Origin of the sequence: Thalassospira sp. ER-Se-21-Dark, assembly GCF_017922435.1 — a bacterium.
Taxonomy (GTDB): Bacteria; Pseudomonadota; Alphaproteobacteria; order Rhodospirillales; family Thalassospiraceae; genus Thalassospira.
This window is the reverse complement of sequence record NZ_VDEZ01000001.1, coordinates 493,121-515,210: the sequence shown is the minus strand read 5'-3', so window position 1 is coordinate 515,210 and position 22,090 is coordinate 493,121. Positions and strand designations below refer to the sequence as shown.

Below are 22,090 nucleotides of genomic sequence, written 5' to 3'. Positions count from 1 at the left end.
GGCTTCCGTTACTCGGAACGTGCAGCTTCAACCGCATCAATGAAGCCATCCGGCAGTTCGCCCGTTGATGCCATTTCTGCGTAGAAGCTTTTCATCGACTGAACGAATGGAGCGGTATCAAGTTCGACATAGGTCGCGCCACTGGCAACCATGTCATCGATGCTCTGCTGGGCCACTTCGTTCATGATATCGCGTGAATAGTCGCCAGCCTCGTTATAGGCTTTCAACAAACCGGCTTTGGTTGCCTCATCAAGTGCCTCATAGGCGTCGACATTCATCATGAAGCCGATGGACTGCCAGTATTCATCAGTACGCCCGATATACGGGGCAACTTCGTTAAAACGCATGGACTGAACCAGGGCAATCGGCGAGTTCACTGCCTGAACGATATCTTTCTGGATCGACTGATACACTTCGGTCCAGGGCAGGGTGATTACTTCGGCGCCAAGGTGTTCCCAGCTTGCAATCGCAAGCTTGTTCGGATGCATGCGAAGCTTCAGGCGATCAATATCTTTAAGGCCGTTGACCGGGGTGTTGGAGACGATGACGCGGAACGGGCCGCGCAGAACGCGGGTCGGGCTGCCAAGCGGCGCGACACCTGCGGCATCCTCAACCTTCGCAAACCAGCTCTTGACCAGATCACTGTCCATGAAGCGGGCCCAGTGATCAAAATCATCGAACATGAACGGGGCAGCTGTCCAAACCAGTTCCGGTGCCCATTTTTTCATATAGCCGAAACCTTCGGCATAGATATTGATGATGCCCATCTGAAGCTGTTCAAGAACCGCATCTTCTTTGCCCAACTGTTCATTGGGATAGACTTCGATGGTCAAATTTCCATCGGTATACTTTTCGGTCAGATCAGCAAATTTCTGGAAGACTTTGCCTTCCGGGCTGTCAGCCGGCATTTTTGACGTCATACGCCAACTATCTGCCATCGCGCTGCCGCTGCTCATTGCCAGCGTGATCATCGCTGCGGTCACAAGATTAGAGATTTTTCCCATAACGTGAATTCCCTCTGTGCATTAGGTGATATTGGTTCGAAGGAAGCCCTCCCTGAGGGGCCGAAAACTTTTCTGAGGATACCGAGGTTCCTCATGTTTTTATTGGGATGCCCTGTGTTGCAAACACGGTGCGTGCTTGCGACGAACGGGTGTTTATCAAAGTGCTGTGTTGTGCGTGTCGTGGAGAGCAGGACTGATGGTCTGATCGCGCTCTAAGCGCGGACGATGCTGTCCTGTTGGGGACTGTTACCCATTAGGACAGCACGCCAGGATGACTAAAAATCAGCAGCTCAGGCGACGGTGGTTTGCAACCGGGATCAGGTTCTGCACACGCTGATTTTGCGCTTTATCGAGCGTCGCTGTGATATATCCTTCACCGTCAGACGCTTGTGCGACAAGCATGCCCCACGGGTCTGCGACCAGCGAATGGCCATAACATGCGCGTTTTTCGCCGTTGGTCACCGTCATGCCAGTCTGGCCACAGGCGGCGAAATATGCTGCAGTTTCGATTGCGCGTGCACGTGCCAGAACTTCCCAATGATCCTTGCCGGTTTGCAGGGTAAATGCGGCGGGAAGCACGATCAGGTCACAGCCCTTTTTCTGCAAGGCGATGAACAGTTCGGCAAAACGAATGTCATAACAAATGCCGCAGCCGACAGTGAAACCGTCGACGTCATAGGTCACGACATCTTCACCGGGCATGACGCTATCGGACTCGCGATAGACAAGGCCATCAGGGGTATCAACATCAAACAGGTGGATTTTGCGGTATTCGGCAATTTCCTTGCCGGTACGATCAAAAACAAAGGTCGTGTTAAAAACGCGGTCCTCGCCTTCAATACGTTCCATAACCGAACCAGCATGAACAAATACGCCATGTTCGCGGGCGAAATCCTGTGCGAATTTATACGCAACGCCGCCCTTCTTTTCGGCCATGGTGCGTTTTTCGTCGTTGGTCAGACCGTAAACGTCGAAATATTCCGGCAATACGATCAGATCAGGTTTGTCTGCTGCAACGGCAGCTTCCATGATCTTTTTCGTGCGGGCGAGGTTGGCGGTCCGGTCGGATTGCGGATTGGTTTGGATAAGGCTGATCTTCACTGTGGGGCTTCTCCAGAATGATCATTTTGGTGACGATCTGTATTAGGCGATTGGTGGCGCCAGGGGACAGCATCTGCATTTCATCAGGACCAGTACGCTGCGAGATGGGGTGTGATCGTTAAAGATCGCATTGGTGGTGCGCTCTACAGCTTGGCTCCTGAGGAAAATGATGCAGCGCTACGAAGAGCAGCGCAAAACAAAATTTCTTTTAGGCCTGATAAAGTTTGTTTATGAATATGGTTGGTAATGACAGTGAGGATACATGCTCAACTTTAAGCAGCTAGAGGCACTTTATTGGCTTCGCGAACTTCAAAGTTTTGGCAAGGCGGCCAAGCGTCTTCATGTTACACAGCCAGCCGTATCTGCCCGTATTGCATCCCTTGAAAGTCAGATCGGCCAACAGCTTTTTGAACGGCGACATTCTTCGATCCGTTTGACGCGCATTGGCGAAGAAATTGCCGATCACGCCGAGAAAATCGTCAATGCGCAATACGCGCTGCTCGACAATATTCGCCGCAATGAAAAAAGCGTCCTGCGCATCGGGATGATCAGTCCGGTTTCGTTTACCTGGGGGCACGATTTGCTGGTTCGGCTCAGGGATATGGACACAGAGGTCGCGGTCGAATTCTTTGTCGCCCCGAGTGCGCATCTCGAACGTGAACTGGATGCAGGCTCAATTGATCTGGCATTCGTCACACGCGATAGCAGACAGCCGCCCGGCACTTCGGATCTGGTGTTGTCTTATGATCTTGGGTGGGTTGGGGCACCGGAACTTGTTCGCGATCTGAAACAACCCCTGTCGGCCGCAGAGCTGACCAAACAGGCATTGATCATGTATCCTCAGACCTCACCGCTCTATTCGCCGGTGCATGACATCCTGATCCATCCAAAGGCATCTTATGGCATGCGCCATCAGGCAACGTCTTTGCCGGCCATTATTGAAATGTTGCGATTTGGGTACGGATTTTCCGTCGTATCACTGGCGGTCGTTGAAAAGGAACTTCAGACCGGGCAACTGGTGCAAATCAAAAGCGAGGTCGAATTCAATCCGTTAATTGTCCATTGTCTTTCACAGTCCGGTCATTCCCGGCGACCGGTCAAAGTGGCCATCGAGGCCGCCCGCCAGGCCGCCTATGACTATGTTCAGGCCAAAACCCGGTATATCCGGATCGCGCCGGATGCGACCGTGGGGCGCGACACCGAAATGTCGGGTTAGGCGCAGACGATCCCGATCGAAACTGCTCTAATCCTCATACAATTGATTTTGGGCTGTTGGCGATTTCACGGACAAAGAAAAAGCCCGATCCAAAAGGACCGGGCTTTATTCATCGAAATTGAATAATCGATCTGATTATTCAAAAAAATCATTCGGCGGCAACGGCGGTATTTTCGCCGCGCACCAGCGCCATGTAATCTTCCATCATGGTCTTGCAGACCTGACCCGGGGTGAAGCTATATTGACCGATTTCCGCCACTGGCGTGACCTCGGCCGCAGTACCCGTCAGGAAGCATTCTTCAAAACCTTCCATTTCCTCTGGCATGATCGCGCGCTCGATAACCTCGTAACCGCGCGCCTTGGCAAGGCCAATCACGGTGCGGCGGGTAATGCCGTCAAGGAAGCAATCAGGCTTCGGCGTATGGATCTGACCGTCCTTGATAAAGAACACGTTGGCACCGGTCGCCTCGGCAACCTGACCACGGTAATCCAGCATCAGGGCGTCGGCATAACCTTTGCGTTCTGCCTCGTGCTTGGAAAGCGTGCAGATCATGTAAAGACCGGCAGCCTTGGCATTGGTCGGTGCAGTGTTCGGGGCCGGGCGGGCCCATTTCGACAGATCAAGGCGAATGCCTTTCAGGCGCTCTTCCGGCTTGAAATAGCTTGGCCATTCCCAGCAGGCGATAGCGACATTGATGCGTGTGGTCTGGGCCGAAACGCCCATCATTTCGCTGCCGCGCCAGGCGATACGGCGGATATAGCCATCGGTAATGTCGTTGGCCGCCAGCGTTTCGATGACGGCGTCATCGAGTTCCGCGGCGCTGTAGGGAATTTTCATGTCCAGGATTTCGCCGGACTTGATCAGGCGTTCGCCATGCTCGGCCAGCTTGAAGACCTTGCCGTTATAGGAGCGTTCGCCCTCAAAAACCGCACTCCCGTAATGGACAGCGTGGCTCAGCACATGCAAAGTGCTTTCACGCCATGGTTTAAGTTCGCCATTATACCAGATATAACCATCACGGTTATCAAAGGTCGGAGCTGTCATTTGCCAAATTCCATTTCAAGAACGTTCCTGGACGTAACTTTATGTCCTTATTTGTCTGGTCGGGGTAACATTCATAGATTAATGTGTCAATATAACTGACATAACGGATAAGCATGGCAGATATCTCTACACGCAAGGTCAACCCTCTTTTCCTGAGGGAAGAAGAGCTTAGACAAGGCATTGAATTGCTGTTCTATGCCTACCGTGATTTCACCGAAGTCGCGGACCAGATGCTTGCGCAATATAATTTTGGTCGCGCCCACCATCGGGTCATCTATTTCGTCAGCCGAAACCCCGGTATTACGGTCAGTGACTTGCTGTCGATTCTCAAGATCACCAAGCAGTCCTTGTCGCGCGTGCTGGGTCAATTGGTGCGCGAAGGTTTCATCGAACAAAAGACCGGTGTGCAGGACCGGCGGCAGCGTTTGCTGACCCTGACTGAAAAGGGCGAGGCGCTTGAACGCGAACTGACTGAACAGCAACGAGCCCTGATCGCGGCGGCCTATCGCGAGGCCGGGGCAGAATCCGTCGAGGGGTTCCGCAAGGTCATGATGGGCATGATGGATGAAAAGGACCGCAAACGGTTCGAGGATGATGGCCCCGGGGGCCTGCGCCGCCGTGCCGGGTGAGGCGGGTATCAGATCCGTCATAATTTTGACGTCGTCATGCTTACGCTTTTGAAAGAATTTGCAGCCAAATTGTTCTCCAGCGATCCTGAACCCAGGGAAATCAGATGACCGGTGCTGATCAGCCACATGTTCTTGTGGTCGATGATGATGACCGTTTGCGTGACCTTCTTACCCGCTATCTGGGTGAGAACGGCTTTAACGTATCTGCCGCACGTGACGCTGCGACTGCGCGTGCCAGTCTTGCGGGATTGCAGTTTGATCTGATCGTGCTGGACGTTCTGATGCCCGGCGAAAAGGGCGTTGATCTGGCGCGCAGCCTACGCGAAAGCGGATCAAAGGTTCCGATCCTTCTGCTTACCGCACTGTCGGAGACAGAAGACCGCATCGCCGGTCTCGAAGCCGGGGTGGATGATTATCTGGCCAAACCATTTGAGCCGCGCGAGCTGGTGCTTCGCATTGAGGCAATCCTGCGTCGCTATGGCGAACTGCCTGAACCGGAAAGCCCATCATCGCCAGACCCCGGTGATACCATGGCATGCTTTGGCGCGTTCCGGTTTGATATGACACGCATGATCCTGCAACGTGGGGACGAGCATGTCTATCTGACGACCGCTGAGCAGGCCTTGCTGGTAGCCCTGATCAAACGCCGCGGTCAGACCACATCGCGCGAGCAACTTCAGGACATGATCAGCGGCAATGCCATTGATCCTAGCGCGTCGCGCAGCATTGATGTGCAGGTCACCCGCCTTAGGCGCAAATTCGAAGAAGACCCGAAGCAACCAAGATACTTGCAGACAGTACGTGGTCAGGGCTATGTCCTGTATACGGATTGAGGAACGCAAAATGAGCGACCATGAAAACGGACAGGGATAAGCAGCGTGGGTAGCGAACAGAACGGACGGATCAAGTCATTGATGCCGACGGGGCTTTTGGGCCGGTCGCTTCTGATCCTGATGACGCCGATGCTGCTGTTGCAGATTGTTACGGTGCTGATCTTCTTTGAACGGCACTGGGACACAGTTGCCCGCCAACTGAGCCGGGGGCTTGCCGGTGATGTTGTTTTCGTGATCGACTATCTGGGCCAGTATCCTGATCCGGACCATTACGAGTGGATTCAGAACACGGCACGCGCACGCATGGAGCTCGACCTGTTTTTCGAGCGTGACGCGATCCTTGAGCGCCAGATTACGGAACCGCCGTTTGGATTGGTGTCCGAGGAATTGTATGTCGCGCTGGATGAGCGCCTGCAGCGGCCGTTCTTCTTTGATCTTGACCTTGATGACCGCAAACTTGAAATCCGCGTACAGTTAAAAGACGGGGTGATGTCGATCATCGCCCCGCGCAAGCGCCTGTACAATTCGACCACCTATATCTTCTTTATGTGGATCGCGGGATCGGCGTTGATCCTGTATGGGGTTGCGGTGATCTTCATGCGCAATCAGGTCCGTCCGATCCGACGTCTGGCAAAGGCGGCTGATCAGTTCGGACGCGGGGTTGATGTTGATAACTTCAAGCCCGAAGGAGCGGCCGAGGTGCGTATGGCGGCGACGTCGTTTATGTCGATGCGTGATCGCATCGGACGTCATCTGTCGCAACGAACAGCCTTGCTTGCCGGGGTGTCGCATGATTTGCGCACGCCACTTACCCGCATGAAGCTTGAACTTGCCATGCAGCAAAGTTCGCCCGGTGTTGATGCCCTGAAACAGGATGTCATCGACATGGAGCGTATGGTTGATGCCTATCTGGCATTCGCGCGCGGCGAAGAGGGCGAAAAGGCAGTTCTGACCGATATTGGCAAGCTTTTGACCGATCAGGTTGGCGAGGCATTACGTGACGGGCAGCAGATTGATCTTCATATCGAAGACAGCCTGGAGATGGAGCTGCGCCCGCAATCGATGAAACGTTGTATTGCAAACATCATGTCCAATGCCGGGCGGTATGCGACAAACCTGTCGGTACGTGCCGGCCGTCGGGGGCAGGATTACGAGATTGTCTTTGACGATGATGGTCCCGGCATTCCGGCTGACAAACGTGAAGAGGTGTTCAAGCCGTTTTACCGTCTTGAAGAGTCGCGCAATCAGGCGACCGGCGGGGTTGGCCTTGGCATGACCATCGCACGTGATTCCGCACGTGGTCACGGTGGCGAGGTCCTGCTTGAAGATGCGCCGGGCGGTGGGCTTCGCGTGCGGCTGGTTCTGCCGATCGGGCATTAAGGTCTGAGTATTAAATTGCAAAAGTCCCGCCATTGAACGGCGGGGCTTTTTGTTTGAGCGGTGCGGGTTATCAAAAGAAGGTCGCAATTTCCGAGAGGTCCTTTTTCTCGGTCGCGTGGGCGGGGATGGTGGCATCTGGTGCCGGATAGCCAGTGACCAGCAGGATGTATGGTTTGTTATGATCCGGACGGCCGCAGATATCGGTCAGGAAGCTCATCGGGTTTGGCGTGTGGGTCAGGGTGGCAAGGCCAGCGCGGTGCAGGGCGGCAATCAGGAAGCCCGTGGCGATAGAGACGGATTCCGGCACGTAATAGTTTTTACGAAGTTTGCCATCGGCTGATGTGCTTTTGCGTTCTCCAAAAATGCAGATCAGCCAGGGGGCAGTTTCAAGAAACGGCTTGCTGTCATCTGTGCCTAGTGGTTTGAGGGCAGCGAGCCATTCTTCGCCCGCACGGCCTTCATAAAAAGCGCGTTCTTCTTCCTCTGCCGCCACACGGATTTTGCGTTTCATCGCCGGATCGCCAATCACCGAGAAATGCCACGGCTGATGGTTGGCCCCGTTTGGTGCGGTGCCCGCAGCACGGATGCAGGTTTCAATAATGTCGCGCGGCACCGGGCGGTCAGAGAAATCGCGGACGGTATGGCGGGTTTTGATGGCGTCGTAAAATTCTTGCGCGCGGGTGCGCATTTCTTCCACGGCATATTCGCGATAGTCGGGCAGTGGAATGGGAATGAAATCTGTGGTCAGAGGCTTGTTCGACGACATGAGGCTTCCTGATTGTTTTTGTTTATGGGTAAAGCCTGATCTTATGAAGCGTTGATCTGCGCGACAAGGCCAAACGCCGGCGCACACAGAGACGTGAGAGGCGAACGATTGCCCACCAACATCGCCCGCATTCATTGCGATGTGTCATTGCATGAAGTGGCAGGCGGGCTTATCAAATCGTACAGAGAGCAATTGGCATGAAACCAAATCGTTCCGGGGGCAGGCGGTTCGCAAAATGGTATTTCACACTAAATATACATAAAATTATGTAATTCACACAAAATGACAATAAATTTTGATTGTTTGCTTGCGATATACGCTTGATTGATGTTAAATCGCGGCAACTTGGCATGGAATGCGTGCCGGGATATATACTCCGTGTTTCCCGCCACGGTTCCACACTCAGACAGACGAAACGGATTGATGTAGCGTTATGGCCAGCAATTTAAACGAAGAAACCGTCACCTATGTCCATCACTGGACTGACACTCTCTTCACGTTCAAGACCACCCGTGATCCGGGCTTCCGATTCATCAATGGTCAGTTCGCCATGATCGGCCTCGAAGTTGATGGCAAGCCGCTTTTGCGCGCCTATTCGATGGTCAGTGCGAATTATGATGAAGAACTTGAATTCTTCTCGATCAAGGTGCCGAACGGTCCGCTGACATCACGTTTGCAGCACATCAAGGTTGGCGACAAGATCCTGGTTGGGCGCAAGCCGACCGGTACCCTGATCCATGACAACCTTTTGCCGGGCAAGAACCTGTGGCTGCTGTCGACCGGTACGGGCCTTGCACCGTTCATGAGCGTGATCCGCGATTACGAGACCTATGAGCGCTATGAGAAGGTGATCCTGGTGCATGGTTGCCGCGAAGTCCGCGAACTCGCCTATCAGGAATTCATTCACAGCGAACTGCCGAACAACGAATTCTTCGGCGAAGACGTTCAGAACAAGCTTCTGTATTATCCGACCGTCACCCGCGAAGAGTTCAAGCATCAGGGCCGTATCACCGAACTGATGGAATCGGGCAAGCTTTATGACGACCTTGGTCTGGAAAAGCCGACCCTTGAAAACGACCGTTTCATGCTGTGTGGCAACCCGCAGATGATTGCCGATACCCGCAAGATGCTTCTTGAGTGGGGGGGCAAGGAAGGCAACATGAACGAACCGGGCCACTTCGTCATCGAAAAGGCGTTCGTTGAGAAATAGGCCACCGGCCACATTTCAGTCGAAAGATCAGAGGGCAGCATCCGTTGGGTGCTGCCCTTTTGTTTGGGTGAAATCCGCGATTTATACCGGGTTGTATACGTAGGTATACATACCTCCTCAAATGGGGATGTTTGCTTGTTCGCGAGTTGGGTAGTTTGGGGGCATGAAGCGTCAGGTTTGGAAGCTTGTTAAAAGTCCTGATGCAGTGTGAAAGGAAACTAAGATGGGCTTTTTCAACTTCTTCAAACAATCAGGTTCCCAGACCGCTGCGATGACTCTGGAGGCGCTGGATAAATCGCTTGCGGTTATCGAATTTGATCTGCAGGGAAACGTTTTGCGTGCAAACAAGAACTTTTTGAATGTGATGGGCTATGAACTGTCCGAGATCGTTGGAAAGCATCACGCAATGTTTGTGCCCGAAGAAATTCGCCGTAGTGCTGACTACAATGCCTTTTGGTCTGATTTGGGCAAGGGCGTGTTTAAAAGTGCCGCATTCCCGCGCATTACCAAAACCGGTCAACGGATCTGGATCGAGGCAACTTATAATCCAGTGTGCGACGACAAAGGCAACGTGCTCAAGATCGTGAAGTTTGCCTCGGACATCACCAAACGCCAGGAAACCATGGCCGATTTCGAAGGCAAGGTGAATGCAATTAGCCGTAGTCAAGCCGTCATTGAATTTGATCTGAACGGCAAAATCCTTGATGCGAACGACAATTTCCTCAATGCGATGGGATACGAGCTTTCAGAAATTGTTGGCAAGCATCACCGCATGTTTGTCGATCCATCCTATGCAAGCAGCCATGATTATGCAGAGTTTTGGCGCAATCTGGCTAATGGAAACTTCGTCTCCCGGCAGTTCAAGCGTTTTGCCAAGGGTGGAAAGGAAGTCTGGATCGAGGCATCCTATAACCCGATATTTGACGCCAATGGCGTACCTTACAAGGTGGTGAAATATGCCAGCGACATCACAGAGCAGGTCAAACTCCTGACAGACCTGAAGCAGATGATCGACAGCAACTTTGGCGAAATTGACCAGAGCCTGGGTGAGCTTGAACAGCGTTCAACGGTTGCGCATTCGACCTGTGAAGAAACATCCTCGAATGTGCAAACAGTTGCTGCGGCGGCTGAAGAGCTTGCTGCATCTATTGCCGAGATTTCTCGCAGTATGGCGGAGGCGCGCGCATCAACTGATCAGGTGTTCGAAAAATCCATCGCCGCAGGCGCATCAACTGAAAAAATGAGTGAAGTCGTTACGGCGATGAGCAGCATCATTGATGTCATCCAGGGTATTGCGGGGCAGATCAATTTGCTGGCACTGAACGCGACGATTGAATCCGCCCGTGCTGGTGAAGCGGGCAAAGGCTTTGCGGTTGTCGCCAATGAAGTCAAAAATCTGGCCAATCAGGTTGCCAAGGCCACCGAACAGATTACTGGCGAGATCGAAGGTGTTCAGAACATCGCTGGAGAAGTCGCCGGCGTGCTGGGGTCAATCCGGACTGAAGTTGAAGATGTACTGAACAATGTCACCACGATTTCCTCGGCTGTCGAAGAACAAAGCGCTGTGACCCAGCAGGTTTCAAGCAACATGCAAAGCATGGCAAATTCTGTTGAGCAGTTCGCAAGCAGCGTAAACTTTATCCGCGATGCCTCCTCTATCGTGTCAAGCAGCGTCGGGCGCACCCGAGAGGCAGCATTGGTGCTTGCGCGCTAAGGGTGTCCAGAGCAGAAATCAGACAATTTTGAAGAAAAGAGGCAGGATGCTTTTGCATTCTGCCTCTCTTTGTTTGTGAGTGCATTTCTATGAAGTCCATACCAAAATTTATACGTAGGTATATTCGACCTCCCCAAATGGGGATGTCGTATCAGGCATGGTCAGGCGATAGTCGGCACATCAAATGAACCCGTTTTGCGAAGTTGCGATATGCCGGAGTTGTCCATGAATTCACTGACATCCATAACTGTTGAAACCGCTGATGAGTTCGATGACGTTTTCGGGATGATTGACGCGTCGTTTTCTGTTGCCGAGTTCGATCTGGAAGGCAATGTCATCCGCGTAAATGATAATTTCCTTGCATTGACCGGATATGGCGAAGAAGAGGTTCTGGGCCGTCACCATTCGATGTTTTTGTCGGACGATGTGGTCGAGGCAGCCGAGTACGGTCTGTGCTGGGTTGATTTGCGGGCCGGTAAATCCAAAAGTGTCATTTTGCCATGGATCACCAAGACTGGGGAGCGTAAGTGGGTTGAAGAAACCGTCGGTCCGGTGAAGGATCGCTGCGGCAAGGTAATCCGAATTGTGCGGCTTGGCGTTGATATTACCGAGCGTCATGACAGTTTGGCCGACCTGCAGGGCAAAGTGGACGCGATTGAACATAGCCAGGCGGTCGTAGAGTTTGATATCGCGGGAAACATCCTGACTGCCAATTACAATTTCCTCGTCGCAATGGGTTACAGCCTGTCGGAAGTGGCAGGCAAACATCACAGCATGTTTGTTGATCCCGAATATGCCGCGAGTGCCGAGTACCGTACTTTCTGGCGGTCGCTGGCAAAGGGAAAGAACCGGGCCTGCCAGTTCAAGCGTTTTGGCAAGGACGGTCGCGAGGTCTGGTTTGAAGCAAGCTATAGCCCGGTTTACGGGGCCGACGGGAAAGTGTGCAAGATCGTCAAACTTGCCAGCGATATTACCGAACAGGTCACGTCACTGGCTAATTTGAAATCGACGCTTGAAGTCGGTTTCGACGAAATTGATCAGACCGTTGGCAAGATTGACCAGCGTTACGAGGATATTGCGGCGTCATGGCGTCGGGCACAGGCGCATCTGGAAGTCAGTGCGATGGTCGCCGGACGTCTTGTCAGCAGCGTGGATGAAACAGCCCAACGCATGACCGAGCTGCGATCGGTTGCCGATCACGCATTCGATCATGCAATAGAAAGTGACGGGGCGATTGCATCGATTGAAAAGGCACTTGATGTGTTGCGCGACTGCGCACGCGATGATCCCGCCATTATTGAGCAGATCGAAGTTTTGGAAAAATGCGTCGGTGAAACGGCGCGTGTTTCGACAGCTGTCCGGGGGGATCTAAAGGCGATGCTCAGTCGGGTGGCGGTGGTTTCGCTGGCTGTTTCACAGCAAGCAGAAATCACCCATCAGGTTAGCAGCGAGATGCGCGGCGTACAGACTTCCGTCGAGACATCCCAGAATTTGTTCAAGGACATGATCAAGGCGTCGGAAGACATTCCCCTGATTGTTGGCCGAACGCGTGAAGCATCGGGCATTTTGGCACGCTAACCCTGGCGGGAGCGTGACACGAGCGGGAAAAGGGCGGGTATCGCAATGACGATATCCGTCCTTTTCTTTTGTGGTTAAAACAGGCGCGACCCGTTTGGCACATCCTGATCGGGGCGGATCAGGACAATACCCTTGTCGTCATCCCCGTCCGGAAAACCAAGACAGAGGAATTCTGACATGAAGGGGCCGACCTGCTTTTTGGGGAAATTGACCACACCGGCGACCTGACGGCCGATCAGCTTTTCGGGTGTGTAGTGTTTGGTGATCTGGGCCGATGTTTTCTTTGTCCCGATCTCGGGCCCGAAATCGACCCAGAGCTTCAACGCGGGGCGACGGGCCTCGGGAAATTCCTGTGCGTCGATCACGGTGCCGACCCGAATGTCGACCTTCAGGAAATCATCAAAACTGATTTCGGTGTTCATGGCTGTCTCCTTATTTTGGAGTCAGCTTAGTAAGATCGAATGTTTCTGATAAGCCCAAACCATCAACGCGATATGAATTCCGGAGTTTGAGCAAAAACGCGTGATTGCGGACAGGGGCCACAAAAGAAAAATGGCAGGACCATAATGCCCTGCCATCAAGTAGATTACGGGAATTTAACAGCCAAAGCTGTTATTTCGAAGCTGCGGTCTTTTCGATAGCAGCTTTGAATTCGTCAAGGGATTCGGTAAAGCGAGTCTGCAGAAGAGCAAGCGCTTCTTCCTGAGACTTGGTTACCAGACCTGACAGTTCCTTGGCATTTGCAAGGGCTTCTTCGTAAGCCGTTTTTGCAGCTTCGGTCTGTTTTGCAGCCGAAGCCATCGGGTCGTCAGCAGAAGTAGCAGCGAAATCTTTGCCCTGGGTCTGAACTTTATCCAGCAGCGTTTTGAAGATCTCACTCTGGCGCTGAGCGACAGCCTGGAAACCGTCGAAGGCCACCTTGTTAGCTTTGGTCAGGGCTTCCACGTTTTTACGCTGGAAAGCCATCATTTCGTTCACGTCTACACCCGGAACTTTGAAGTCCGCAGTGTATTTGGTGAAGTCGAGATCAAAGAACGGATTGGTTGCCTTTTTTGCGGCGGTCATGGTTTGCACTCCATTAGTTTGCGACAGATATGCAATGAGGCGCTATTGTGCGCCGCACAAATTCAACTGCAATATGCCGGAATGATCGCCTGTCGTCAAGGATTATTTTGCACTGCACAAAAACTTATAGGTTATTTTTTTGTGTCAAAATCATAACCTTGGGTGTGCATCCAGTTTTTCTGTTTCAGATCAGGGAATTAGGTGTTGGCCGTGGTTGACGTCGTCTGATCTGTTGGTGCATCGGCAGGGTTGTTATCGCTCGGGGACGGTGATTTTTTGATCGAAAAAATGCGGCACCGTTTCCTGATTTTACCACAAATCGATGATGCTTTGCCAAGACCCTTTTCAACCTGACGGTCCCAATTGGCGGCCTTGGACAGTTCCCGATCCAGATAGGCCATGGTCGGGCCAAAATCGGTGCTGTCATCATCAAGCCAGTGTTTGAAGGTCTTGGCGTAAACGGCTGTCAGTCCAGCAACCCGCATGCTGCCATGCAGGCCGGCTGTTTGAAAACCGGCGGCCTCAAGCATCCAGCGCATGGCGCCAAAATGGGTCTTGATTGCGCGCAGCCCGTCGGTCGGGCCAAGGTCACCCCCGGCATTGATGATCGAGCGAAGGGCCGGGCGGTAATCAGACAGGATATCAAACCGCGCCATGATCACCGCAATCAGGCGGTCATGACCGGGTTCGTTGAAATCCTCAGAGTCGATATCGGCCAAAACTTCGCGGTCAACGCGTTTGACAAAGCGACGCAGAAGATCGCCCTTGCTGCTGCAATGGTCGTAGCATTCGGCAACCGAAACGCCAGCTTCGGTGGCGATATCGAGCAGGGTGACATCATGCCAGTCCTTTTCTGCGGCCAGTTTCAGGGCCGCATCGATCAGGAGATTGGGGATATCCTTTTTGGGTGGCATGACGTTCTCCTTGGGTTGAGTGTCTTCGGTCGTAGGCGGGTATTACCCCGCCAGTTCCTTGGACCGATCACGGGCGGCGGCGATCGCACGCGTCATCAAATCGGGCAGGCCGGTTTTCGGATCCATCAGAACATTGAGTGCGGCCGCGGTGGTACCGCCGGGGCTTGTGACATTCTCACGCAGGGTGGCGGCACTTTCTTCGCTGGCATCAAGCAGGAAGCCCGCACCAACCACGGTCTGGCGGGCAAGGATCATCGCCTGATCGGCCGGAAGGCCAGCGGCCTCGCCCGCCTGCGCCATGGCTTCGACCAGATGGAAGATATAGGCAGGCCCGCTACCCGACAGGCCGGTGACGGCATCCATCAGGCTTTCATCCTCGATCCAGGACACCATGCCGACGGCTTCAAGCAGGGTCTGGCACATCTCGCGCTGGGCGATGCTGACATTTTCGGTCGGGCACATCACGGTCATACCACGCGAGACGGCAGCCGGTGTATTGGGCATGGCACGCACGATGCGGGCATGTTTGCCAAGGTGGCTTGTGAAGAAGTCGATGGTTTTGCCTGCGGCGACGGACAAAAAGACCGTTTCGGCGCGCACCAGCGGTTTATAAGCGTCAATCAGATCGGGCAGGACCTGTGGTTTGACGGCAAACAAGACAACCTGCGGAATGAAGTCTTCGCGGATGTGATCAATATCGGGAACGCCATTAATGCCGTATTGCGCTTCGAGCTTTTCAGCCGTTTCGCTCTGTTCAACGATAAAGACGTTCGATGCCTGAAGCCCGCGGGCCAGCCAGCCTTCGAGCATGGCACTGCCCATCTTGCCACAGCCAACCAGCAAAAGACGCGTATTCATAAATTCTGCTCCGCTTTATCCATCGGGTTTGGTTGATCATGCGTTGATCAACACACTTGATGCAATGCCGTAGCGATCTTCTCAAGGTGGGTCAAGTTCGTGCTGAGAGCAAGAGGGCGTGATTGGGGTGTGGTCGGGATCATAGCGAGACAGGCGCAAAAAGCAGTCCTGAAACGACAAAGGACGGCAATGCTGCCGTCCTTTTCAATGCAAGCTTATCAGAGGTTTTCGTATTAAGCCTGACCGGCAGGTTCAAGCATCGCGTGCATTAAGGCTTCGTCCGGGGTTTTCCCCTGGCCAAGGACAAAGTTAAACGCCGGGAAGAAACGTTCGCATTCCGAAAGCGCGATATCGATCAGTTCTTCAAACTGTTCGACCATCGGCGGGACATCGCCGCCAAACAGAAGGGTGTGGCGGAACAGCGGCATGTTTTCTTCAAGCCACAAACCGAAATGCCCGATCCAGAGTTGCTCGTTACATTTGGCAACCAGTTCGTAGATGCGCGGGCGCAGCGGTTCGGGCACGAAGAGATCAAAGCAGCAGGCGATATGAAGCGCCTCGGCATCTTCACGCCAGGTGAAATAGACCAGATAGGTGCACCAGTGGGCCGGAATTTCGACCACAATCTCGTCCGAGCTGCGGCGTTCCAGATGCCACTGGTTGGTGTGGGCGATATCCTCGACCAGGATCAGCGGGTTTTCATCGCCGATGTCGCCGATATCTTCCATTTGGTCGTTCATTAATACCCAGCCTGTTCAAGCATGTGCGAAAGGGCGCGCACTATATGCCGGTGAACGCTTTGTTTCAACCGCTGCTGCGCGCAGGACAGCAATGAATATTCGGATCATTGTCACCCGGCCAGTTTGCCCGGTCTCTTTGCCCGGTCTATCTGATCGACCGTCAAGCGGCCCTGCTTGTGACAGCAAATGTTGGCGCAGGCGCGTAAAACGCCCGCGTCATTTCGCATATATGGGAATTATATGGAGATGGTTGCCCCGATCAGGCGTCTTTTTTTGCCGCCGTTTTGGGGGCAGCTTTGGTCGTGCTGCGTTTGGCGGCCGGTTTCTTGGCCGGCTCAGCTGCGTCAAGGCGCTTTTCAAGATCGGCAATCTTGGCTTCGAGCGCATCAATGCGTTCGGCGGCACGCACGGCAACATCGTGCACGACGTCATATTCCTCGCGGGTGACCAGATCCATGTTGAGCAGAATCTTTTCAAACTGCTGGCGGATCATGGCATCTACTTCGCCTTTGACACCGGTCATGGTGCCCAATGCGGAATTGGTGACACGGGTCAGGTCATCGAGAATGCGGTTGTTGATCTGCATGGTGGTCTCCGGCTTTTTGAATCTGTTGTTGGGCATAATATGGCGCATCATCGGCTCAGGGCAAGCGGCACGTCATGAAGCGGACGTGACGATAGCGTTATTTTGTATGGCTTTTCTTGCTCCAGATCAGGGGCGGTCTTATAAAGTGTCGACAAACGTGATCAGTCGCCTTGGCCCATCGGGGCAGGGCGGCCCCGTCAGGAGAATGCAATGCTTATCGTCACTGGTGGTGCCGGGTTTATCGGTTCCAATATTGTTGCTGCCCTTGAAAAGCGTGGCGAAACCGACATTGTTGTCGTTGATCGCCTGCGCGATGGCATCAAATGGAAAAACATCGCCAAGCGGAACCTGCGTGACATTGTTCATCCCGATGAACTGCCGCATTTCCTTGAAGAGCATGCCGGCAATGTCGAGGCGATTTTCCATATGGGCGCGATTTCCGCGACCACGGAAACCGATGCCGACAAGATTGTTGTCAACAACCTGAAACTGACCGCCTGGCTGTGGGAATGGTGTTCGCGTCATTCATCGCGCCTGATTTATGCATCGTCGGCGGCAACGTACGGCGATGGCAAGCAGGGCTTTGATGACAGCTTTGATGACGCCGATCTGGCGAAACTGGCACCGCTCAATGCCTATGGCTGGTCCAAGCATGCCACCGATCGCCGGTTCCGCCGTATCCTCGATCAGAACGGTTTCCGTCCCAAACAGTGGGCGGGGCTTAAGTTCTTTAACGTCTATGGCCCGAATGAATATCATAAGGGCGGGATGCGATCCGTGGTGTCGCAGCTGTTTGACAAGCTTTCAAACGGTGAAACCGCGACCCTGTTTAAATCGCATCATCCCGATTACGAAGATGGTGGCCAGTTGCGTGATTTCGTCTGGGTCGGTGATGTGGTCGACATCATCATGTGGCTTTATGACAACCCGCAGGTCAGCGATCTTTTCAATATCGGCACCGGCAAGGCGCGCAGTTTCAAGGATCTGGCACTGGCAGTGTTTAGCGCCATGGGCAAGGAGCCTGATATCAAGTTCGTGCCGACGCCGGAATCGATCCGCGACAAGTACCAGTATTTCACCGAAGCCAATATGACCAAGCTGCGTGAAGCGGGGTATGGCAAGGAAATGACATCGCTTGAAGAAGGCGTGCGGTCCTATGTGCAGGATTATCTTGCGACCGAGGATCCGTTCCGCTGAGTGTCGCCGGCATGGTTCGGGGTGGGTTTGCCATGATGCTGCCCAACTCCTTTGCGACCTCAGAACAAACACCTCGCCGATAAACACCCAACCTGCTGATCCGGAGTATTCCAGATGCTGAGTCTTGCCTTTCCGGCGATAGACCCGATTGCGATTTCCATCGGCCCGATTGCCATTCGCTGGTATGCGCTGGCTTATATTGCCGGTCTGCTGCTGGGCTGGAAATATGTGGTCTATTACTGCACCAAAACGCCGAACATCATGAGCAAGCGCGATGTTGATGACTTGCTGTTCTGGGCAACCCTTGGTGTGATCCTTGGCGGGCGGCTGGGCTATATCCTGTTTTACAATCTGGATTACTATCTGGATAACCCGGCCAATATCCTGAAGGTCTGGCAGGGCGGTATGGCGTTCCATGGCGGGTTCATGGGCGTGATCGTTGCGATCATTCTGTTTGCCAGAAAGCGCAATATTTCGATCCTTGCCGTTTTGGACGCCGCAGCCGTTGCCACCCCGATTGGGCTGTTCTTTGGCCGGATTGCCAACTTCATCAATGGCGAGCTTTATGGCCGCACCACCGATGTTGCGTGGGGCTTCGTCTTCCCCAACGGTGGTCCGGAGCCGCGCCATCCAAGCCAGCTTTATGAAGCAGCGCTTGAAGGTCTGATCCTGTTTATTGTGCTGTTTATCCTGTCGCGCAAGGCGTTCGTGCGCCACCGTCCGGGGATCCTTGGCGGGACGTTTGTCGCGGGTTACGGCATTTCGCGGATCATTGTCGAATTCTTCCGCCAGCCCGATGCGCAGCTTGGTTACCTTGCCGGGGGCATCACCATGGGACAGGTTCTGTCGATACCGATGGTGCTGGCCGGGATTGGTTGCATTGTCTATGCGCTGAAATCCAAACCGATTGAAACCCGCATTCACCCCAAAGAAGCCGAAAACGCGTAATTATGAGTTCTGCGACCGACAGCCCGCTTTTGGCCCATATCAAACGCCGGATCAATGTATCGGGACCGATCACCATTGCCGATTTCATGACCGAGGCACTGGCCCATCCCGAGCACGGCTATTACCGCAAGCAGGACCCGTTCGGGCGTGCCGGTGATTTCATCACCGCACCGGAAGTCAGTCAGATGTTTGGCGAGTTGATCGGCCTTTGGGCGGCGGTCACCTGGCAACAGATGGGCAGCCCGCCCAAAATCGATCTGATCGAATTGGGGCCGGGACGCGGAACATTGATGTCGGACGCGTTGCGGGCGGTGCGAAATGTGCCGGGCATTGGCGATGCATTGACCGTGCGGTTTGTCGAAACCAGCCCGGTTTTGCGCACCCATCAACAAACATCGATCATGGCGTACGGCATTCCGGCAACCTGGCATGAAACGTTTGATGATATTCCGACCCGCGCCAACGTTCCGGCGATTGTGATTGGCAACGAGTTCTTTGACGCGCTGCCAATCCGTCAGTTCGAGCGCGGCGAGAGAGGCTGGGCCGAACGTTTGGTCGGGCTTGATGCCAAAACCGGCGAACTGGGATTTGTTCGCGGGGCTGAAACACCGATCACGGATGCGCTGATCCCGGCCACCATGCGCGGGGCCGCGAAAAAGGGTGATATCTTTGAAAGCTGTGCGCCCGCAATTGCCATTGCCGATCAAATCGCACGGCGTCTGAATGAGACGGGCGGCGGGGCGTTGTTTATTGATTACGGCCATCCCGGCAGCGCGTTTGGCGATACGTTCCAGGCACTCAAGGGCCACGAATATCACCCGGTTCTGAGCGATCCGGGCGATGCCGATCTGACCGCGCACGTTGATTTTGCCGCCATCGGGCGGGCGATGAATGAGGCGGGGGCACGCACCGGTGCGGTTCTGACCCAAGGGACGTTTTTGCGGATGCTTGGCATCGAACAGCGGGCCGAGCATTTGAAAACCAGTGCCGATGATGCCCAGAAAACCGCGATTGATCAGGCGTTGTCGCGGTTGATTGATGCCGATCAGATGGGAACGCTTTTTAAAGTTCTGATCGCGTATGGTCGCGATACCACCCCGCCGCCTTGCGTCAGTGGCGTGGCGGGCTAAATTGACCGCAAGCGCAACGCCTTTGGGAACGGAGAAGACCGGCATGACACATCCGATCAGCCAGGTTACCAACGGGATCGAACGCAGCACCAACGGGCTGACCTGGTTTGAAGCCGCAAACCTGTCGGACAAGGATGGATTGCGCCACGGGTTCCTGAGCCGCAAAGGCGGGGTCAGTGATGGTATTCACGGCGGGCTTAATGTCGGTTTCGGATCCGATGACGACAAAGACCGCGTGGCTGAAAATCGCGCCCGTGCCGCATCCGCGTTTGATACCAGCCCGGATCGTCTGACCACGGTTTATCAGGTGCATGGCATTGATGTGGCTGTTCTGGACAAGCCGTTGTCGCGTGACGAGGCGCCCAAGGCCGATGCGATGGTGACGGATCGCCCGAACATCATGCTGGGTATTCTGACTGCCGATTGCACGCCGGTTCTGTTTCATGATCCGGTTGCCGGTGTGATCGGGGCCTGTCATTCCGGCTGGCGCGGATCACATGGCGGTGTATCGGCCAGCACGGTCGATGCAATGGAAAAACTGGGGGCCAAACGCGAAAACATTCATGCGGCTGTTGGGCCCTGCATTGCGCGCAAATCCTATGAAGTTGATGGCACGTTCCGCGATACCATCCTTGCCGGACCGGAAGGCCAGGAAGACCTGTTTGATCCGTCGTCGCGCGATGGGCATTTCATGTTTGATCTGCCGGAATATGTCCGGCGGCGAACGATTGCCACCGGGGTTGCCTCGGTCGAGCTTGTGGCGCGCGATACGTTGGCCGAGGAAGATCTTTTTTACAGTTATCGCCGCACGACGCTTCGCAAGGAGCCCGATTACGGTCGGCAGCTTTCGGCGATCATGTTGACAGAGGCGTAACGTCATGCCGCATTTGATAATGCTGTTTTTCTTTATGATCGTCGCGACCATGGTCGGTTGCGTCATCATGTGATGGCGTAAATCCCGTTTTAGAAGTGCCCCTATGAAGTCTTTCCTGCGTTCTGTAGTTTTGGTTATTGGTCTGGCTGGGTTGCTAGCGGCCTGTGGCGATTTGCCGCGCCCGTTCGAGGGGGCAGGTCGGGCCGGGGATCCGGCATTGCTTGAGCTGCGTGATACCGGCACTGTGCGCGTGGAAAATACCGAAGATCTGCCCGAAGGGGCATCGGCCCATCTGGCGCGTGCGATGGCGCGTGCCCTTCGTCTGCGTGATATTCCGGCCTATAGCGAATCTGATACGGGCGGGGATTACATCCTGCGTCCGAATGTTCAGGCCAGCCTCAGTGATACCGGTGCTGATCTTGATATCACCTGGGTTCTGATGCGCCCGGACGGGCTTGCGATTGATACCACCCGATCCACCGGCGAACTGGTCGCCGATCAGTGGTTTGCCGATCAACCCACCGGGCCCGAGGAAAGCAACCTCGCCATCCCGAAGGAACTGGTTGATAAAGTCCGCGAACTTGAAGGCAAGGCCGAGGACCCGGTGGCGAAAACCTATGAAGGGCTGGTCGCCGAACCCGCCGATCAGATTGCCTTCATGATTACCGGCGATCGGTCTTCGTTGCGGGCAGCGCCGCTTATGAAGGTCGCCCTGATTGATTTTGCCGGTGCGCCGGGCGATGGCAATACAGCCCTGGCACGGTCCGCAGGCGCGTTGTTGAAGGCGCGCGGGATCACGGTCGATAACCGCGAGATGGGTGAAAACAGTGTCATCCTGTCTGCCACCATTGATGTCAGCCCGGTGAAGGAAGAAACCACCACCCCGCTTGATCGTGTATCGATTGAATGGATCATCATGGAAGTTGATGGCACGGAACTGGGCCAGATGAACCAGAACAATGTCGTGCCGCGCGGCCAGCTTGATGAAAGATGGGGGTCGGTGGCGTCCCTTGCCGCCCAGGCGGCGGTTGAAACCCTTGAAGGTGTTCTGGGACAGATCGCAACCAGCAAGAAGCTTCAACTGCGTCCCGATAACAGGACAGCTTTGGCGCGTTGATTGCCGTTGTGATCGGTGATGCCAGAGGCCAATGGGCCGGACATGCATGACTGCCTTGTCGTTATTCGGCATTGGGCCCATTTACAGACTGTTAACGGCTGGTTATAAAGCCGCCGCGATCTGCCGGTATGCAGAAGTGTCAGGATTTGGTCTTTGAGTGTCGTGAAGGCGTCGTTGATTGGTCG

22 protein-coding genes are annotated in these 22,090 nt (G+C 54.2%); 12 read left to right on the top strand and 10 right to left on the bottom strand.

All coding sequences use genetic code 11. The annotated features are described in order from the left end of the window. Positions 1–8: 8 nt before the first annotated feature. Positions 9–1,004, bottom strand: a complete 996-nt coding sequence (locus tag FHI25_RS02205; protein WP_210514638.1) for a TRAP transporter substrate-binding protein — start codon at positions 1,002–1,004, stop codon at positions 9–11. Between the two features lie 282 nt (positions 1,005–1,286). Continuing rightward, a complete protein-coding gene (locus FHI25_RS02200; RefSeq protein ID WP_210514635.1) occupies positions 1,287–2,105 on the bottom strand; it encodes a carbon-nitrogen hydrolase family protein in 819 nt (272 codons plus the stop codon). Between the two features lie 262 nt (positions 2,106–2,367). On the opposite strand from FHI25_RS02200, the gene FHI25_RS02195 reads away from it, so the two are divergent. Further along, on the top strand, positions 2,368–3,321 hold the full coding sequence (locus FHI25_RS02195; RefSeq protein ID WP_210514632.1) for a LysR family transcriptional regulator: 954 nt from the start codon (positions 2,368–2,370) through the stop codon (positions 3,319–3,321). A 148-nt stretch (positions 3,322–3,469) separates the two neighbouring features. Here FHI25_RS02195 and FHI25_RS02190 read toward each other — a convergent pair whose 3' ends face one another. Next, complete coding sequence (locus tag FHI25_RS02190) at positions 3,470–4,366, bottom strand: branched-chain amino acid aminotransferase (protein WP_064787378.1); 897 nt, start codon at positions 4,364–4,366, stop codon at positions 3,470–3,472. Between the two features lie 113 nt (positions 4,367–4,479). Between FHI25_RS02190 and FHI25_RS02185 the strand changes: the two genes are divergently transcribed. The 3 genes from FHI25_RS02185 to FHI25_RS02175 all read left to right on the top strand — a co-directional run bounded on the left by FHI25_RS02185 (position 4,480) and on the right by FHI25_RS02175 (position 7,208). After that, on the top strand, positions 4,480–4,995 hold the full coding sequence (locus tag FHI25_RS02185) for a MarR family transcriptional regulator (protein ID WP_008889456.1): 516 nt from the start codon (positions 4,480–4,482) through the stop codon (positions 4,993–4,995). Positions 4,996–5,099: 104 nt separating this feature from the next. Beyond that, on the top strand, positions 5,100–5,828 hold the full coding sequence (locus FHI25_RS02180) for a response regulator (protein ID WP_210514629.1): 729 nt from the start codon (positions 5,100–5,102) through the stop codon (positions 5,826–5,828). Positions 5,829–5,873: 45 nt separating this feature from the next. Continuing rightward, positions 5,874–7,208, top strand: coding sequence for an ATP-binding protein (locus tag FHI25_RS02175; RefSeq protein ID WP_231959610.1), 1,335 nt, complete (start codon positions 5,874–5,876; stop codon positions 7,206–7,208). Positions 7,209–7,278: 70 nt separating this feature from the next. Here the strand turns inward: FHI25_RS02175 and FHI25_RS02170 are convergent, their stop codons facing one another. Next, positions 7,279–7,974 (bottom strand): nitroreductase family protein, encoded by a 696-nt coding sequence (locus FHI25_RS02170; protein WP_210514625.1) that lies wholly within the window; start codon positions 7,972–7,974, stop codon positions 7,279–7,281. A gap of 433 nt (positions 7,975–8,407) precedes the next feature. Here FHI25_RS02170 and FHI25_RS02165 point away from each other — a divergent pair, with 433 nt between their 5' ends. The 3 genes from FHI25_RS02165 (at position 8,408) to FHI25_RS02155 (ending at position 12,476) form a co-directional block, all read left to right on the top strand. Further along, positions 8,408–9,184, top strand: a complete 777-nt coding sequence (locus FHI25_RS02165) for a ferredoxin--NADP reductase (protein ID WP_063088712.1) — start codon at positions 8,408–8,410, stop codon at positions 9,182–9,184. Positions 9,185–9,407: 223 nt separating this feature from the next. Continuing rightward, positions 9,408–10,898, top strand: coding sequence for a PAS domain-containing methyl-accepting chemotaxis protein (locus FHI25_RS02160; RefSeq protein WP_210514622.1), 1,491 nt, complete (start codon positions 9,408–9,410; stop codon positions 10,896–10,898). Between the two features lie 225 nt (positions 10,899–11,123). Then, on the top strand, positions 11,124–12,476 hold the full coding sequence (locus tag FHI25_RS02155; RefSeq protein ID WP_210514619.1) for a PAS domain S-box protein: 1,353 nt from the start codon (positions 11,124–11,126) through the stop codon (positions 12,474–12,476). Between the two features lie 74 nt (positions 12,477–12,550). Here the strand turns inward: FHI25_RS02155 and FHI25_RS02150 are convergent, their stop codons facing one another. The 6 genes from FHI25_RS02150 to FHI25_RS02125 form a co-directional block, all read right to left on the bottom strand. After that, complete coding sequence (locus FHI25_RS02150; RefSeq protein ID WP_210514615.1) at positions 12,551–12,898, bottom strand: tRNA-binding protein; 348 nt, start codon at positions 12,896–12,898, stop codon at positions 12,551–12,553. Positions 12,899–13,088: 190 nt separating this feature from the next. Further along, positions 13,089–13,541 (bottom strand): TIGR01841 family phasin, encoded by a 453-nt coding sequence (gene phaP, locus FHI25_RS02145; protein WP_063088716.1) that lies wholly within the window; start codon positions 13,539–13,541, stop codon positions 13,089–13,091. A 197-nt stretch (positions 13,542–13,738) separates the two neighbouring features. After that, positions 13,739–14,455 (bottom strand): TetR family transcriptional regulator, encoded by a 717-nt coding sequence (locus FHI25_RS02140; RefSeq protein ID WP_210514612.1) that lies wholly within the window; start codon positions 14,453–14,455, stop codon positions 13,739–13,741. 42 nt (positions 14,456–14,497) lie between these two features. Beyond that, positions 14,498–15,313 (bottom strand): pyrroline-5-carboxylate reductase, encoded by an 816-nt coding sequence (gene proC, locus FHI25_RS02135; RefSeq protein WP_210514610.1) that lies wholly within the window; start codon positions 15,311–15,313, stop codon positions 14,498–14,500. Between the two features lie 233 nt (positions 15,314–15,546). Further along, positions 15,547–16,053, bottom strand: coding sequence for a YbjN domain-containing protein (locus FHI25_RS02130; protein ID WP_246878860.1), 507 nt, complete (start codon positions 16,051–16,053; stop codon positions 15,547–15,549). A 259-nt stretch (positions 16,054–16,312) separates the two neighbouring features. Next, a complete protein-coding gene (locus tag FHI25_RS02125; protein WP_064787372.1) occupies positions 16,313–16,639 on the bottom strand; it encodes an accessory factor UbiK family protein in 327 nt (108 codons plus the stop codon). A 210-nt stretch (positions 16,640–16,849) separates the two neighbouring features. Between FHI25_RS02125 and rfaD the strand changes: the two genes are divergently transcribed. The 5 genes from rfaD (at position 16,850) to FHI25_RS02100 (ending at position 21,905) form a co-directional block, all read left to right on the top strand. Further along, a complete protein-coding gene (gene rfaD / locus FHI25_RS02120) occupies positions 16,850–17,836 on the top strand; it encodes an ADP-glyceromanno-heptose 6-epimerase (RefSeq protein WP_210514607.1) in 987 nt (328 codons plus the stop codon). Between the two features lie 114 nt (positions 17,837–17,950). After that, positions 17,951–18,784, top strand: a complete 834-nt coding sequence (gene lgt, locus FHI25_RS02115; protein ID WP_210514604.1) for a prolipoprotein diacylglyceryl transferase — start codon at positions 17,951–17,953, stop codon at positions 18,782–18,784. Between the two features lie 2 nt (positions 18,785–18,786). Then, complete coding sequence (locus FHI25_RS02110; RefSeq protein ID WP_210514601.1) at positions 18,787–19,914, top strand: class I SAM-dependent methyltransferase; 1,128 nt, start codon at positions 18,787–18,789, stop codon at positions 19,912–19,914. A gap of 43 nt (positions 19,915–19,957) precedes the next feature. Next, positions 19,958–20,788, top strand: coding sequence for a peptidoglycan editing factor PgeF (gene pgeF, locus FHI25_RS02105; protein WP_210514598.1), 831 nt, complete (start codon positions 19,958–19,960; stop codon positions 20,786–20,788). A 103-nt stretch (positions 20,789–20,891) separates the two neighbouring features. After that, positions 20,892–21,905, top strand: a complete 1,014-nt coding sequence (locus tag FHI25_RS02100; RefSeq protein ID WP_210514595.1) for a hypothetical protein — start codon at positions 20,892–20,894, stop codon at positions 21,903–21,905. The last annotated feature ends 185 nt before the right edge of the window (positions 21,906–22,090 follow it).

Excerpts from the sequence above, each read along its gene's own strand:
- FHI25_RS02190 (WP_064787378.1), bottom strand. The coding sequence starts at position 4,366 with ATGACAGCTCCGACCTTTGATAACCGTGATGGTTATATCTGGTATAAT.
- FHI25_RS02150 (WP_210514615.1), bottom strand. The coding sequence starts at position 12,898 with ATGAACACCGAAATCAGTTTTGATGATTTCCTGAAGGTCGACATTCGG.
- lgt (WP_210514604.1), top strand. The coding sequence starts at position 17,951 with ATGCTGAGTCTTGCCTTTCCGGCGATAGACCCGATTGCGATTTCCATC.
- rfaD (WP_210514607.1), top strand. The coding sequence starts at position 16,850 with ATGCTTATCGTCACTGGTGGTGCCGGGTTTATCGGTTCCAATATTGTT.
- FHI25_RS02140 (WP_210514612.1), bottom strand. The coding sequence starts at position 14,455 with ATGCCACCCAAAAAGGATATCCCCAATCTCCTGATCGATGCGGCCCTG.
- FHI25_RS02125 (WP_064787372.1), bottom strand. The coding sequence starts at position 16,639 with ATGCAGATCAACAACCGCATTCTCGATGACCTGACCCGTGTCACCAAT.
- proC (WP_210514610.1), bottom strand. The coding sequence starts at position 15,313 with ATGAATACGCGTCTTTTGCTGGTTGGCTGTGGCAAGATGGGCAGTGCC.
- FHI25_RS02110 (WP_210514601.1), top strand. The coding sequence starts at position 18,787 with ATGAGTTCTGCGACCGACAGCCCGCTTTTGGCCCATATCAAACGCCGG.
- FHI25_RS02185 (WP_008889456.1), top strand. The coding sequence starts at position 4,480 with ATGGCAGATATCTCTACACGCAAGGTCAACCCTCTTTTCCTGAGGGAA.
- FHI25_RS02155 (WP_210514619.1), top strand. The coding sequence starts at position 11,124 with ATGAATTCACTGACATCCATAACTGTTGAAACCGCTGATGAGTTCGAT.
- FHI25_RS02205 (WP_210514638.1), bottom strand. The coding sequence starts at position 1,004 with ATGGGAAAAATCTCTAATCTTGTGACCGCAGCGATGATCACGCTGGCA.
- FHI25_RS02160 (WP_210514622.1), top strand. The coding sequence starts at position 9,408 with ATGGGCTTTTTCAACTTCTTCAAACAATCAGGTTCCCAGACCGCTGCG.
- FHI25_RS02130 (WP_246878860.1), bottom strand. The coding sequence starts at position 16,053 with ATGAACGACCAAATGGAAGATATCGGCGACATCGGCGATGAAAACCCG.
- FHI25_RS02100 (WP_210514595.1), top strand. The coding sequence starts at position 20,892 with ATGAAGTCTTTCCTGCGTTCTGTAGTTTTGGTTATTGGTCTGGCTGGG.
- FHI25_RS02165 (WP_063088712.1), top strand. The coding sequence starts at position 8,408 with ATGGCCAGCAATTTAAACGAAGAAACCGTCACCTATGTCCATCACTGG.
- FHI25_RS02170 (WP_210514625.1), bottom strand. The coding sequence starts at position 7,974 with ATGTCGTCGAACAAGCCTCTGACCACAGATTTCATTCCCATTCCACTG.
- FHI25_RS02195 (WP_210514632.1), top strand. The coding sequence starts at position 2,368 with ATGCTCAACTTTAAGCAGCTAGAGGCACTTTATTGGCTTCGCGAACTT.
- pgeF (WP_210514598.1), top strand. The coding sequence starts at position 19,958 with ATGACACATCCGATCAGCCAGGTTACCAACGGGATCGAACGCAGCACC.
- FHI25_RS02180 (WP_210514629.1), top strand. The coding sequence starts at position 5,100 with ATGACCGGTGCTGATCAGCCACATGTTCTTGTGGTCGATGATGATGAC.
- phaP (WP_063088716.1), bottom strand. The coding sequence starts at position 13,541 with ATGACCGCCGCAAAAAAGGCAACCAATCCGTTCTTTGATCTCGACTTC.